This window comes from Enterobacter cloacae complex sp. HYC080_NIDB (assembly GCF_056673325.1).
The window spans coordinates 486,060-499,696 of the sequence record NZ_CP114212.1; the positions used below are offsets into that span (position 1 = coordinate 486,060).

The window sequence follows — 13,637 nt, forward strand, 5'->3', positions numbered from 1 at the left end:
TTAACTGGCGGGCGCTGTGGTGGTATCTGGGGTGGCGACGACGGTGGCACCTGGCCTGGCTTTTTGTAATCCGCTGACAATCACGCGGTCACCGTTTTTCAGCCCTTCCGTCACCAGCCAGCGATCGCCAATGGCCTGAGGCGCAACGACGGTGCGTGGCTCAACCTGGTTTTTATCGTTAACCACCATGACTGTTGCATCACCTCGCGGCGTACGGGTCAGACCCTGCTGGGGAATCAGAATTGCATTCGGTTGAGTGCCTTCATCAATGCGGGCGCGAACGAACATCCCGGGTAACAGAAGGTGTTGAGGGTTAGGGAAAATGGCGCGCAAGGTAATCGAACCGGTGCTTTCATCCACCGTGACGTCTGAGAACTGCAATGTTCCTTTCAGCGGATAAGGCTGACCATTTTCCATCAGCAGTTCAACGCTGCTGGCCGTGTCGCCTTTTTGCAGGCTTGTCTGTTTCAGGCGCATAAATTCATTGCTGGACTGGGTGACGTCGACGTAAATCGGATCAAGCTGCTGGACTGTTGCCAGTGCAGAGGCCTGCCCGTTCGTGACGAGAGCACCTTCTGTCACGCTGGATTTGCCGATGCGCCCATCGACGGGAGATGTCACTTTGGTATAGGCAAGGTTAATACGTGCACTTTCGACGCCGGCTTTGGCGGCGATAACACTGGCATCGGCCTGTTGGGCTGTTGCCACGGCCTGGTCATACTCCTGCTTGCTGACATACTGGGTGCCTACCAGCGGGAGATAACGTTTTACTGTCAGATGCGCAATATTGGCCGCCGCCTGGGCCTTCGCCAGCTCACCTTTCGCGCTGTCGTAAGCCGCCTGATAGGTCGCAGGATCAATCTGGTAAAGCGAATCTCCTGCTTTTACATCGCTACCTTCCGTGAAGTTACGACGCAGGATGATACCGCTAACCTGTGGACGAACCTCCGCCACGCGGAATGCATCCGTTCTGCCCGGGAGTTCAGTGGTGACCGCCAGCGGCGCGCTTTTCACGATATGCACGCTGACCTGAGGTGCCTGGGGATGTTGTTGTTGGTTTTCCTGGCCATCGCATCCAGAGAGCAGTACAGCGCAGACAATGAAACCGGATAAGGGCAAACGTCTGAAATGATTCGTCATTACTGTTCCTTTAAATACCCATTAACCGAGATTTGCCGTAGAACGGTCGTTGGGGCAGAGGGATAAAAAAATAAAATGTAGCTGCGTATAATAATGAGGATATTTAATGTTTTTTAATTTATAAGTGCGAATGGCGAGGCTTGAAGGAAAAATCAGAATGGGGCCCGGAGAAGATATGAATATACTCACCTCCTGGCTAACCAGAGAAAGAGGGTTTAATGCCTTAAAATATTCATACCATGAATTAAATATTGATTATGCATTTGTATTAATTATGGATTAAGGGAATTGACTTTTTTTGTGCAAAATGAAAACGGGTTTTAGGGAATAATTCCAGCCATCCGAACCCGAGGTTACGTATAAACCAAGTGAGTAACGAGTAGCTGCCTATGGCGCGTAAAAAGAAAGAAGAGGCTCAACAGACCCGACAGCAGTTGATTGAGGCGGCTATCGGGCAGTTTGCGACACGTGGCGTGGCCAGCACGACGCTGACGGATATCGCGGATGCCGCAAAGGTTACGCGCGGTGCCATCTACTGGCACTTTACCAGTAAAACAGAGATATTTAATGCGATCTGGGAACAGCAATTACCGCTGCGTGACATTATTTGTGACAGGCTTTCTCTTTCCGAAAATGATGACCCGTTGTTAATGCTTCGTGAGCAATTTATTACTGCGCTACAGTATATCGCGCATGAACCCCGGCAATGCGCGCTTTTACAAATTCTGTATCATAAATGTGAGTTTCATAGCGATATGATTTCAGAAGATGAAATCCGTAAACGCATTGGCTTTAATTATGATTCTTTACGTATTACGCTGGAAAAATGTATTTCTCAGAGAATCGTTGCGGCGCAGATGAATGTTGAACTGACCATGATTGTATTGCATGGCTTTTTTAGCGGAATCATTAAAAACTGGTTAATGAATACCGACAGTTTTAATCTCTATCAACAGGCACCCGCGCTGGTCGACAGTATTCTGGCGACACTCCCTGTCTTGCGAGTGTCGCCTCAGGATGACTACAGCTCAGCGCCAGGCAACATTTCACCTCGCGCACAAAGCGCCTCTATGGTCTGCGCGCTGGCTGGTTTGCCTAACAGATAACCCTGAAGGGTGTTACAACCCAGCTCTGTTAAAAAGGTTTGCTGGGCTTCGGTTTCCACACCTTCAGCCACGACTTTCAGGTTAAGTGTTTTTGCGAGAGCCACAATCGCCGAGACAATGGTGGCGTCCTCGCTTTCCCCGCTTAACTCTTTTACAAATGCTCTGTCGATCTTCAGTTCACAGGCCGGTAAACGCTTGAGATACAGCAGGCTTGAATACCCGGTTCCAAAGTCATCAATGGACGCTTTCACGCCTGCATTCGTCAATTCTGTCAGCACCCGTACGCTCTCATCCGGATTGCTCATTGCCGTCGTTTCCGTAACTTCCAGGATCAGCATTTCCGGCGGTACCTGATGGCGCTCCAGGCAGTCGAGAACCGTTTTAACCAGTGATGGTTGTTCAAACTGCAATGTCGACAGGTTTACAGCCATTGACCAGTCTTGATGTCCCTGAAGATGCCATTCTCTCAGCTGGCGGCAGGCTTCATTGATCACCCAGTTACCAATAGGGATGATAAGCCCCGTCTTTTCCGCCAGTGGCAGGAAAAGATCCGGCGTCAGTAGTCCCTGCTTAGGATGTTGCCAGCGCAACAGTGCCTCAAACCCGAGGAGAGGTCCTGCGGGCGCGTGAAATTTTGGCTGATACAACAGGTGCAGCTCATTGCGTTCGATGGCCATCCACAGATCGTTCATTAACTGAAGATGGGTCTGCGCCAGGGTGTTCATGGAAGGCTGGAAAAAGTGATAACCGTTTCGGCCCATATGCTTGGTGTGGTACATCGCCGCGTCGGCGTTAAACATCAACTCGCGTTCGGTTTTGCCGTCGTGAGGATAAAAAGCGATACCAATGCTGAGGGTCACCATCAGTTCATACGGGTCGAGGTTGAACGGGCTATCGATCGCGCGTACCAGCGAATTTGCCAGCGAGGCCGCATCGTCCGGGCCTTCGCCCTCAGCCAGCAGAACAAACTCATCACCGCCGATACGTGCAAGAGTGAACTGGCCCTTCAGAAGCAGCAGCAGACGCTGCGTAACGGCGACCAGCAGTTTGTCACCGACATCATGACCATAGGCGTCATTGATGGCTTTAAAGCCGTCGAGATCCATAAACATCAGCGCAAAATGGGTTCCTTCACGATCGGCTTTACTGATCGCCTGATCGAGTCGGTCTTCCAGCAGGATGCGGTTGGGCAGACGCGTTAGCGTATCCTGCAGCGCCAGTTGAGCAAGTTCCCGGTTCGCTTCTGCAAGCGATGAGGCCAGTAGAGCAGTACGTGCCTGAAGACGGGCATCCAGCATCGACACCAGCAGGGTGATCCCAAGAATAGAGAGCGCGACGACGCTGACCAGCATGGCGAGCCAGCTGCTGTTAATACCAACATGGTGCGTCATCGTCGACATTGGAAACTGCGCGGCTCTCATCCCGGCGTAGTGCATACCGGCAATGGCAATGCCCATTGTGATGGCGGCACCCAGACGCATCAGCACGACCTGAGCCGCTTCGTGACGCAGGCGGAAGGTCAGCCACAATGCAGCAAGCGAAGCGGCAAGGGCAATGACGACTGAAATGGCCACCCACAACGTGTCCCAGACGATACCGGGCCTCACTTCCAGCGCGGCCATACCGGTGTAATGCATGGCGATAATACCGCTTCCCATCACCAGCGCGCCGGGTAGCAGACGGCGCAAGCGCAGTTGTTCACAGCTGACGAGCCAGAGTGCAAACAGTGAAGAACCCACGGCAATGACCATGGATAGAATGGTCAGGCTGACGTTGTAACTCATGCTCATGGAGAGGTCCATCGCCAGCATGCCGATAAAGTGCATAGCCCACACGCCAATGCCCATCGCAATACCGCCGCCAGCCAACCAGACGCGGGCGGCGACGCCCTGACTTCCGGCGACGCGTGCCGCCATATTCAGTGCGGTATACGACGCGAGGATGGCCACAACGAAGGAGAGAACTACAAGGATAAGGTTGTATTGGCTAACCAGCATGGTCGGTTCTACTCGTGTCTGACGTTAAGCAGGAGAGGTTGAGAAGGGCGAGACATTATCACCGTAAGGTAATGGCTCAAAGGGTTTTAAATCCCCGTTTTTAGTGGGTAATTCGGGGGCAGTGACGTCAGGGCGTTAATCGAGTTCTGAGCAGTTCACTAATTTGAGCGGGTTCACGGAGTTCATATTGCGGCACTTGTCGGTTTCAGTGCTCATCAGTTCAATCCACTGCATCAAAAGGGCATCGAAGAGGAAAACGGAGATTGCAAAGACAACCAGCCACCAGTATTTACGAATCATTGTGTCATTCCGCGAAAAGAGAACCACTGAAGTGGTGGAAATATACACGAAAAGTTGCGGTTTAAAAGCGGGATACGCGAGGGTTTACAAAGCGTTGACGATAACATTAACAGGCAATAAAAAAGGCGCATCCCCATGCCGAGTAGCGCCTTTTTAAACAAGCATTTCGCTAATCGAAATTAGTTCATGCCGTATTTTTTCAGTTTCTTACGCAGAGTACCACGGTTGATACCCATCATCAGCGCAGCGCGGGTCTGGTTACCGCGGGTGTATTGCATCACCATGTCCAACAGTGGCTGTTCAACTTCAGCCAGTACCAGCTCATACAGGTCATTAACATCCTGACCATTCAGTTGAGCAAAATAGTTCTTCAGTGCCTGTTTAACCGAGTCACGCAGGGGCTTTTGAGTTACCTGGTCCTGAGAGTTAACGGTAGAAACGGTCAGTACGTCAGAATTTACGCGTTGTTCGAACATAGTTCTGTCAGCTCTTTATTTCATTACGCAAGATTTTCGAAGTATGCCTCCAACGCCTCCAGCTGTTCGCTGGCATCCTCTATGGCGTTGAATGTGCGCCGAAACTGGTCATCTGGAGCGTGCTCCTGGAGATACCAGGAGACGTGTTTACGCGCAATTCGGTACCCTTTTGCCTGACCATAATGGTCATGCAGTTCCCGAACATGCGAACAAAGCAAGCGCTTAACCTCTGCCAGAGGCAGTGGGGCAAGCAGCTCCCCAGTGTCCAGATAATGCTGGATTTCCCGGAAGATCCAGGGTCTTCCCTGAGCTGCACGTCCTATCATCAGAGCATCAGCTCCCGTATAGTCGAGCACAGCCCTGGCTTTAAGCGGGTCAGTTATGTCGCCATTCGCGATAATCGGAATGGAAACCTTCTGCTTAACTGCCCGAATGCTGTCGTATTCAGCTTCACCATTGAACAAACAGGCGCGAGTGCGTCCATGAATGGTCAGGGCCTGAATGCCACAGTCTTCGGCCAGTTGGGCAATCTCTACACAGTTACGGTGTTCCGGCGACCAACCCGTGCGAATCTTCAACGTAACAGGAACGTCCACCGCGCTGACAACCGCCGTCAGGATAGACTTCACCTGATCGGGGTATTGCAGAAGGGCTGAACCTGCAAGCTTGCGATTCACTTTCTTGGCCGGGCAACCCATATTGATATCAATAATCTGGGCGCCACTTTCCACGTTAATACGCGCGGCATCTGCCATCTCTTCAGGCACGCTTCCGGCGATTTGCACGGTGCGGATACCTGGCTCATCAATGTGCACCATCCGAAGGCGGGATTTATCGCTTTCCCAGACCTGCGGGTTAGACGACATCATCTCGGATACGGTTAAACCGGCTCCCATCTCATAGCACAGCGTCCTGAACGGCCGGTCGGTAATACCTGCCATTGGGGCTGCGATCAGGCGATTTCTAAGCTGGTGGTGTCCGATGCGCATGAGTTAAGAAATGACCATACTGTGACTGCAAGGCGGCGTATATTACGCATTTTTTGCACGAGATGAAAGGCCAAACTTTGAACAATCCACTGTTGTAGATCAAGGAATCGCCGCTCAATCATTCCGTTAAAAATTATTCATCATTTAAATCATTGGGTTATAATTAAATGATTGTTTTATGAGCGCTTACAATTTCCCGTAACTTCTCATCATTTCTCATTAAACGCGACAGTTGAGCGGGATAATCTGCTGTTTTTCGCAGCAGATTTCCTCACTTCTTTGCGATCTCTGTCGCATTTTAGAACATGATCTCAGGGCAAAAAATGCAGATTATTCGACCACAAGACGGCCATGCAGGGCCTGTACCGGGCGGTTGTTATCGTGATGCATTGTATGGGTGAATTTCTCCAGCTGCTCTGCTGAGAGCGTGAGAGGGTGCTTAAGCACAATCCAGGTGACGTCTTCTGAACAAGGTGGGGTGGTCAGTGAACCGCTGAAGCGCCAGTAAGTTTTGTTGACCGGGAGCAGCTTGTTCAGGTTGAGATCCTGCTTAATGGAGATGTTCTGTTCGGCCTGCTGGGGCATCACGCTCCACAGCTTATCAAGCTCCGGGTTCGCGGCGCCTTTATCAAACATGACGGCCACTACGGTCAGCTCACCTGCGCTATTTTTATGCACCAGATGCATTTCCATTGCGTATTTTTTGCCATGCACGGTGTTCTCGCTCGGCGCGTGGAAATGGAACTGCTGCAGAGTCCAGGCTTGATTATCCAGGGTTATCGTGTCGCGGGTATCCGCTTTCTCACTGGCCTGAATGGTATGGCCATTGTTCGTCAACGTCATGGGGCCATCAATGTAGTGCGTTTTAAGCGGAGAGAAATGGGCGTTTGCAGTCGATTCAATGTTAATCGGAGACTGATACATCCCGTTTTGACAGGTCTTGTAGGCCTCGTCCAGTTCACCCCAGTGTTCCGGTGAACCTTCCCCTTCGTAGCTCCAGTGTGAAGCGAAAGCTGATGCCGAGATCATACTCAGCGCAATCAGCGCTGCCTTGCCAGTAATGTGTTTCATAATATTCTTCCGGTGAATTGTTGTAATTCAAATCATTATGATTTGTGTGGTTATTTTACCGGAGAAATGCGCGGGGAGAGAGGACTATCAGTGGAGGAGAGGCGTGGTCAGATGACCACGCCAAATGCTTATTTTTTACGACCGGTGATCCTGCACCACTCCTCTTTCTCTACCACCGGGTCAAGGGCGAAGAGATCCGCGTAGGCTTCACACACGCTGTCGGCCTGGCTTGCCAGGATACCTGAAAGCCCCAGCAGACCGCCCTCAACGGGCAGTACGCTGATTAACGGTGCCAGTTCACGTAATGGGCCTGCCAGGATGTTGGCGACCACCACGTCGGCTTTCATGGCCGCTGGCTGCGCATCCGGTAAATACAGCTCCAGACGATCGGAGACGCCGTTACGCTCGGCGTTATCGCGGCTGGCCTGAATTGCCTGCGGATCGATATCGATCCCAATCGCTTTTGCCGCACCCAGTTTCAGCGCCGCGATAGCGAGGATCCCGGAGCCGCAGCCGAAGTCGATCACGGTTTTTCCTGCCAGATCCAGACCGTCCAGCCACTGCAGGCACAGGGAGGTGGTGGGGTGGGTGCCGGTACCAAATGCCAGGCCCGGGTCGAGCATCACGTTGACGGCGTTTTCATCAGGCACTTCGCGCCAGCTTGGGCAGATCCACAGACGCTTGCCAAATTGCATCGGGTGGAAGTTATCCATCCACTCCCGTTCCCAGTCTTTATCTTCCAGCTGTTCGATCTTGTGCACGAAACCTGCACCTAACAGTGGATGGTTTTCCAGAATCGCGACGACCTCTTTCATGTCGGTCTCGGCATCGAAAAGTCCAATGACGTCGGTATCACCCCACAGGCGCGTTTCGCCCGGCAGCGGCTCGAAGACCGGCGTGTCATGCGTGTCCTGGAAGGTGATGGAGACCGAGCCGGCCTCCATCAGCGCATCGCTCAGTTCCTCGGCGTTCGCGCCGGTTGTGTTCAGTTTTAATTGGATCCACGGCATGGCAAAACTCTTTATTTATCAGTAGAAATCATAGCGGACTGTGGGACGGGCTGACCGAAACGGTTCCCCACCACAAACGCCAGTAAACTTAGCAGTAACGAAGGCACAATAGGATGGAAGCCCAGGTACTGAATCTTAAACGTTGCGAGTACGGCATACAGCACACCGCCAACAATCATCGCGCCCAGCGCGCCTGCAGCATTGGCACGTTCCCAGTAGAGACCTAACACCAGCGGCCAGAGGAAAACGGCTTCAAGGCCGCCGAACGCCAGCAGGTTCAGCCAGATGATCATCTCCGGCGGGCGCCATGCGGCTAACAGCAGCAATGCCCCTAACACCAGCGTAATAATGGCTGACATACGCTTCAGGCGACGTTCATTTTCTACCTGCTCAGGACGCAGGTTGAGATAGAGATCTTTAATGATCGTCGCGGAGCTTTGCAGTAGCTGGGCGTTGATAGTGGACATAATAGCGGCCATTGGCGCAGCAAGGAAAATCCCGGCGGCAAATGGCGGCAGCACTTTAACCATCAGTGTCGGGATCACCAGATCCGGCACGGTAAGGTCAGGGATGACTGCACGTCCTAATGCACCCGCCAGATGCATACCGAACATCAGGATCGCGACGACAATCGTCCCGATAATAATGCCTTTGTGAACGGCTTTGCTGTCTTTATAGGAGATACAGCGCACGGCGGTATGGGGCAGACCAATCACCCCAAAGCAGACTAACACCCAGAACGACGTCATAAATGCCGGAGAAAGAATATCATCCGCGCCTTGCGGCGAGACCAGTTTCGGATCTATGGCTTCCAGGGTTTCCACCGCATGCGTAAGTCCACCCGCAGCATGAACGATGCCCACCAGCAGAACGATCGTACCAATCAGCATGACCATTCCCTGCAGCGTATCGTTCAGCACGCTGGCGCGGAATCCGCCAAACGCAGTATACAGCGCAATGCTTACCCCGAAGATAATCAACCCTGTCTCGTAGGGGATCCCGGCTGCCGTTTCCAGCAGACGAGCTCCACCGATAAACTGCACCGTCATCGCACCAATAAAGGCGACCAGCAGGCTCAGGCTTGCCAGCCATACCAGCAAGCGACTCTGGTAGCGTGCAAACAGCATATCGTTGAGCGTCACGGCGTTATAGCGCCGTGCCAGAATGGCAAACTTTTTACCCAGAATACCCAGAGAGAGCCAGACGGCAGGTAGCTGGATCATGGCCAGCAGTACCCAGCCTAACCCGTACTTATACGCGGCACCGGGACCGCCGATAAATGAACTGGCGCTGATGTAGGTGGCCGTCAGCGTCATGGCCAGCACGACGCCACCCATCGAACGGCTACCGAGGAAATACTCATTCAGAAAGGCGCCGGTCGCCCTTTTACGCATGGCATAAATGGACAAGCCAAATACGACCAGCAGGTATGCGACAAGCGGCAGAATGACTTCAAGCTGCATCATCGTCCTCCAGCGGAATATCCCGGTAGATAAATTTAACCATCGCCCAGCACAGCAGGATAAATACCAGCGGTACCAGCAGGCACGCCATTTCAAACCAGTGTGGCAGGCCGGTAATACCGATGTCTGAATTAGGTAAGTAAGCGGTTACCAACCATGCGGCAAGATAGAGAAGGGTCAGCCACAGCGCCCAGCGCGCTTCTTTATGGGCCTGAACAAAACGAGCGTCCATCCACTCTCCTGGATAATTCATAGTGAGAGGCGGATTGTACGCATTGCAGGGGGGATACCAAATCATTTTCTGCTGCGCCAGAAACTGGCGCAGCAATAAAGCATTTACTTCACAATGGAGAGATCGACATTCACGTTTGCCGTCCAGTCAGTGTTGTGCCAGTCATTCGCAATCAGGTGGAGAACACCCGTATAGCTGCCCTGAGGCAAAAGCGGGTTATCTTCTGCTTTATAAGCGATTCTTAAATATGCACTTGTTCCAGAGTTGCAGTTTACCGCGGTGTTAACGGAATGAATATTGCAGCCGCCATGGCTGTTCTGGCCACGCAGTTTCACGATGAAGGTTCTGTTACGGCTATCGACAACCTGCGCATACAGTGGCGTTTCACCATCCTCAACCCAGACCAGAGAGGTAGGGCCCGCCTTAGGTGTGTTGGTCACAAAAGCAATATTTACGGTGTTATCTTCAGCTGGAACTTCAATCGTTATCGGGGAAGAGCCGTTCAGGCTACCGGTAAAGGTTTTCGCAACTTTCTTAGGTTGAGGTAAATTCAGCGCATTAATTGCTGCAATCGCCTCTGCGGAAAGGGGAATATTCCACTGCTGGAAATACTGGTTCAGATTAACGCCGGCGATTTTACTGGCATTAAGCGTAAACCAGTCGATTTTTTTCTGGCTGCTATTAACCAGGGTTGGGTCATTCTGGTTAACTTCACGGTAAGCTTTCGACAGTGCCGGGTAAAGCTGTGGCCAGCTCGTCATTATTTCACCAAAGAAAGACGCCCTACGGAACAGATCTTCTTTAGCAAAATTCCAGGTGTGCCCGGATTTCAGCAGAGTGCCGACAGCTTGTTGATCCCAACCGAAACCGTAAAAGCCTTCATTACTATGACAGTTTTTGAAATCGGTATCGCCGAGGGTGGTGTAACATGCAGCGATAGAATAAAGGTTGACGGTAACTTCTCCCTGGTCACTCCAGGACCATCCCATCTGGAACTGATGACCGTATTCGTGCCAGTCGAGCCAGCTCGGCGTCTCAGGGATTGAGCTGTCACCACCCACGCCAATCAGCCCTTGCCCGCTATTTGCCCAGCAGCAGCTCTGATAAGAGACGAAGAGCAAGCCACGGCTAGGCTGGTGCAACCAGCTCGAGCCATCCAGCCCATCGACTTTGTCATAAGTAATGGTTCGCAGCAGCGACTGGCGGAGGGTCTGCTCTATATTTTTAGTTGCTGAGTTTTGCGCAATTGCCTGACTTGCAACGAAGCGTGTCCTGCCATCAAACATAAAGTGGTAGCCTGATGGCGTTGTGGCCTGTGCCTGCTGGCGCCACTCGGCTCTGTCATTCATACCAAAGATAAAGAGGGGGTGATACGTACCGCCGTTAACAATATCAACGGAGACGAATGTATCAATATTCTCCATTTTTTTGGTTTTATCCTGACACCCAACGATAAGCAGCGCGTTCTGAGAGAATGTGTAGGTTGTGTCACCGTTTGCATTCAGAATAAGCTCATTAGCAGGACCGACAATACCTTCGTAGTTAGGATCAACGGCAGCATAGCAGGAAACATTTTGCGGAACATCACCGAGACGGAGGGTAACGTTTTCACCCTTGACGCCCCACGTATGTGTTAAGAAGTAATTATTACGTCCACCGTTGGTGGTTCTGTTCGTGCCATTGCCATGAACTTCGGTAACAGGAATTTGATAGCGACCTTGTTCAGCCTCACCGTAAACTTTTAAAGTACGGTTGAGCCAGAACAGGGGGTTATTGACATTTTGTACATCATAGGTTGATGCATAAGCTGGATTGATTAAGTTATTGTAGTCAATACCTAATTCATCGAGTGCTTCAGTAAATCCCGGATTATTTTTCCACTCGTCCCACATCGTTTGGTTAGTAGAGACCGTCTCCGCCGCATAACAAGCGGAAGAAACAGACGCACAAAGTAGTGCTGCGATGGAAAAAGTTTTCTTTATTCCATGTTGAAATATATTCATAGTTAAAATGTCCGTAATTAAACATGAGGTGAAGCTTGTTTAATTACAACATTTCGTAACGGATTATTAAATGTAGAACTAATTAATATTCATTGTAGTCAATCTGATAAATAAGCAAGTCAGGCCGAATCATTTTCTGCTGCGCCAGAAACTGGCGCAGCAATAAAGCACTTACTTCACAATGGAGAGATCGACATTCACGTTTGCCGTCCAGTCCGTGTTGTGCCAGTCACGCGCAATCAGATGAAGAACACCCGTATAGCTGCCCTGAGGCAGATGCGGGTTATCTTCTGCTTTATAAGCGACTCTTAAATATGCGCTTGTTCCTGAGTTGCAGTTAACCGCGGTGTTAACGGAATGAATATTGCAGCCGCCATGGCTGTTCTGGCCACGCAGTTTCACGATGAAGCTTCTGTTACGACTATCGACAACCTGCGCATACAGTGGCGTTTCACCATCCTCAACCCAGACCAGAGAGGTAGGGCCAGCCTTAGGTGTGTTGGTCACAAAAGCAATATTCACAGTGTTATCTTCAGCCGGAACTTCAATCGTTATCGGGGAAGAGCCGTTCAGGCTACCGGTAAAGGTTTTCGTCACTTTGTTCGGCTGAGGTAATTTCAGAGCAGCAATTTGTGAGTCAGCATCAGCGGAATAGCCTAAACCCCAACGTGTAAAGAATTCACGTAAATCACGTCCCGCTGCTTTGCTGGCATTGACCACAAAGAAATCAATTTTTTGTTGATTGGTTGCAACCAGAGATTTACCTTTACCCTCGTTATAGGTTTCGCGGTAGGCTTTGCCAATATAAGCGAAGAGATCGGGCCACGATGTTTCAGCTGCGCAAACATCATTAATTTACGGAAGACGTCAGTGTCAGTATCAAACTGGTGTGTTTCGCCAGAGTTCAGGAAAGAACCTACGGCCTGCTGATCCCAGGAGAAATTGTTGTAATACAGGTTTTCGTGACAGGATTTATCCGTTACTTCTCCGCGTAATAGGCGGCAGGCTGAAAGGGACATAATATTATTTGTCACTTCAGTTAACCCGTTCCATGCCCAGGTCATCTGATTTTGATGACCATATTCATGCCAATGACCCCAGCTGGTTTCCGTCGGTAAGCTGTTGCCAAAGCCGATCCCAATACGTCCGGCACCGCCCTGAGACCAGCAGCAGCTGTTAAAAATACCGAAATTCAAACCGCGCAGAGGCTGATGTAAATACGATGACCCATCAAGCCCGTTAACTTTATCATAGTCCATAACGTAGCTTAATTGTTCGCGCAGCATTTGCAGCACGTTGGTATTCTGCGATGCTTTGGCGGTGGAATTATTCACAACATATCGAGAGCGCCCGTCAAAGAGCAGCGTTTGCCCAGTCGGTGTACTCTGCTGGCTAAGGGCCTTCCACTCTTCTTTTGTGTTAAGACCAAAGACAAATAACGGGTGTTTTTTCGCGGTCGTCGATGTGACATCCACACGAACGAGTGTGTTCATATGGCTATAGGTACCACTTTTATCCCAGCAGGCCAGCAGCATTAATCCATTTTCACTCATGGTATATTGCGTTGAGTGATTGGCATTTAACTGCACCTGATATTTAGTTGTGATTGTACCGCTGTATTGATTTTCCAGTCCTGCGTAGCAGACCACATCATCGGGTTGGGAAGAGGTGGTCAATGTGAACGTATCACCCTGTTCACCATAATAATAAGTATTAAAATAGGGATTGCGACCTGTGAAGCCTGTTCTGGCACGAGCTTCATCATGATCTTCAATGGCTGGAATATAATAAATGTCTTTGTCAGCATCACCATAAATTTGCATGGTGCGCTTGGCTTTGTTGAATAAATC

General features: G+C 50.8%; 13 protein-coding genes. 1 reads left to right on the top strand and 12 read right to left on the bottom strand.

The features are described 5' to 3' along the window. The gene (locus O1723_RS02320) at positions 1-1,140 is read right to left on the bottom strand and encodes an efflux RND transporter periplasmic adaptor subunit (protein ID WP_014885449.1); all 1,140 of its coding nucleotides are present in this window, start codon (positions 1,138-1,140) and stop codon (positions 1-3) included. A 389-nt stretch (positions 1,141-1,529) separates the two neighbouring features. Between O1723_RS02320 and envR the strand changes: the two genes are divergently transcribed. Beyond that, positions 1,530-2,246, top strand: a complete 717-nt coding sequence (gene envR / locus O1723_RS02325) for an acrEF/envCD operon transcriptional regulator (protein WP_014885448.1) — start codon at positions 1,530-1,532, stop codon at positions 2,244-2,246. Here envR and O1723_RS02330 read toward each other — a convergent pair. The 11 genes from O1723_RS02330 to O1723_RS02380 form a co-directional block, all read right to left on the bottom strand. After that, positions 2,162-4,243: a putative bifunctional diguanylate cyclase/phosphodiesterase gene (locus O1723_RS02330; RefSeq protein ID WP_014885447.1), complete on the bottom strand. Its 2,082-nt coding sequence runs from the start codon at positions 4,241-4,243 to the stop codon at positions 2,162-2,164. The two genes, envR and O1723_RS02330, sit on opposite strands and share 85 nt — an antisense overlap. 135 nt (positions 4,244-4,378) lie before the next feature. After that, a complete protein-coding gene (locus tag O1723_RS02335) occupies positions 4,379-4,543 on the bottom strand; it encodes a DUF2556 family protein (RefSeq protein WP_014885446.1) in 165 nt (54 codons plus the stop codon). A 179-nt stretch (positions 4,544-4,722) separates the two neighbouring features. Next, positions 4,723-5,019 carry a DNA-binding transcriptional regulator Fis gene (fis, locus tag O1723_RS02340; protein WP_000462905.1) on the bottom strand — a complete coding sequence of 99 codons (297 nt, stop codon included), beginning with the start codon at positions 5,017-5,019 and terminating at the stop codon, positions 4,723-4,725. Positions 5,020-5,042: 23 nt separating this feature from the next. Continuing rightward, entirely contained in the window at positions 5,043-6,008 is a 966-nt protein-coding gene (gene dusB / locus O1723_RS02345) for a tRNA dihydrouridine synthase DusB (RefSeq protein WP_014885445.1), read from the bottom strand. Between the two features lie 330 nt (positions 6,009-6,338). Next, complete coding sequence (locus O1723_RS02350) at positions 6,339-7,079, bottom strand: carbonic anhydrase (protein WP_248191376.1); 741 nt, start codon at positions 7,077-7,079, stop codon at positions 6,339-6,341. 128 nt (positions 7,080-7,207) lie between these two features. Then, positions 7,208-8,089 carry a 50S ribosomal protein L11 methyltransferase gene (gene prmA, locus O1723_RS02355; RefSeq protein WP_014885443.1) on the bottom strand — a complete coding sequence of 294 codons (882 nt, stop codon included), beginning with the start codon at positions 8,087-8,089 and terminating at the stop codon, positions 7,208-7,210. A gap of 11 nt (positions 8,090-8,100) precedes the next feature. Continuing rightward, entirely contained in the window at positions 8,101-9,552 is a 1,452-nt protein-coding gene (gene panF / locus O1723_RS02360; protein WP_014885442.1) for a sodium/pantothenate symporter, read from the bottom strand. Then, positions 9,542-9,784, bottom strand: a complete 243-nt coding sequence (locus O1723_RS02365) for a YhdT family protein (protein WP_014885441.1) — start codon at positions 9,782-9,784, stop codon at positions 9,542-9,544. The genes panF and O1723_RS02365 overlap by 11 nt, the downstream gene beginning before the upstream one ends. 104 nt (positions 9,785-9,888) lie before the next feature. Continuing rightward, positions 9,889-11,787, bottom strand: a complete 1,899-nt coding sequence (locus tag O1723_RS02370; RefSeq protein ID WP_023338823.1) for a M60 family metallopeptidase — start codon at positions 11,785-11,787, stop codon at positions 9,889-9,891. 171 nt (positions 11,788-11,958) lie between these two features. Continuing rightward, positions 11,959-12,507 (bottom strand): hypothetical protein, encoded by a 549-nt coding sequence (locus tag O1723_RS02375; protein WP_071888984.1) that lies wholly within the window; start codon positions 12,505-12,507, stop codon positions 11,959-11,961. Next, on the bottom strand, positions 12,444-13,610 hold the full coding sequence (locus O1723_RS02380; protein WP_248191375.1) for a M60 family metallopeptidase: 1,167 nt from the start codon (positions 13,608-13,610) through the stop codon (positions 12,444-12,446). The genes O1723_RS02375 and O1723_RS02380 overlap by 64 nt, the downstream gene beginning before the upstream one ends. Positions 13,611-13,637 lie beyond the last annotated feature (27 nt).

What these genes read in the sequence shown, in the direction of transcription:
- panF (WP_014885442.1), bottom strand. Translation starts at nt 9,552, where the DNA reads ATGCAGCTTGAAGTCATTCTGCCGCTTGTCGCATACCTGCTGGTCGTA.
- O1723_RS02335 (WP_014885446.1), bottom strand. Translation starts at nt 4,543, where the DNA reads ATGATTCGTAAATACTGGTGGCTGGTTGTCTTTGCAATCTCCGTTTTC.
- O1723_RS02370 (WP_023338823.1), bottom strand. Translation starts at nt 11,787, where the DNA reads ATGAATATATTTCAACATGGAATAAAGAAAACTTTTTCCATCGCAGCA.
- dusB (WP_014885445.1), bottom strand. Translation starts at nt 6,008, where the DNA reads ATGCGCATCGGACACCACCAGCTTAGAAATCGCCTGATCGCAGCCCCA.
- O1723_RS02320 (WP_014885449.1), bottom strand. Translation starts at nt 1,140, where the DNA reads ATGACGAATCATTTCAGACGTTTGCCCTTATCCGGTTTCATTGTCTGC.
- fis (WP_000462905.1), bottom strand. Translation starts at nt 5,019, where the DNA reads ATGTTCGAACAACGCGTAAATTCTGACGTACTGACCGTTTCTACCGTT.
- O1723_RS02350 (WP_248191376.1), bottom strand. Translation starts at nt 7,079, where the DNA reads ATGAAACACATTACTGGCAAGGCAGCGCTGATTGCGCTGAGTATGATC.
- O1723_RS02365 (WP_014885441.1), bottom strand. Translation starts at nt 9,784, where the DNA reads ATGGACGCTCGTTTTGTTCAGGCCCATAAAGAAGCGCGCTGGGCGCTG.
- envR (WP_014885448.1), top strand. Translation starts at nt 1,530, where the DNA reads ATGGCGCGTAAAAAGAAAGAAGAGGCTCAACAGACCCGACAGCAGTTG.
- O1723_RS02330 (WP_014885447.1), bottom strand. Translation starts at nt 4,243, where the DNA reads ATGCTGGTTAGCCAATACAACCTTATCCTTGTAGTTCTCTCCTTCGTT.
- prmA (WP_014885443.1), bottom strand. Translation starts at nt 8,089, where the DNA reads ATGCCGTGGATCCAATTAAAACTGAACACAACCGGCGCGAACGCCGAG.
- O1723_RS02380 (WP_248191375.1), bottom strand. Translation starts at nt 13,610, where the DNA reads ATGCAAATTTATGGTGATGCTGACAAAGACATTTATTATATTCCAGCC.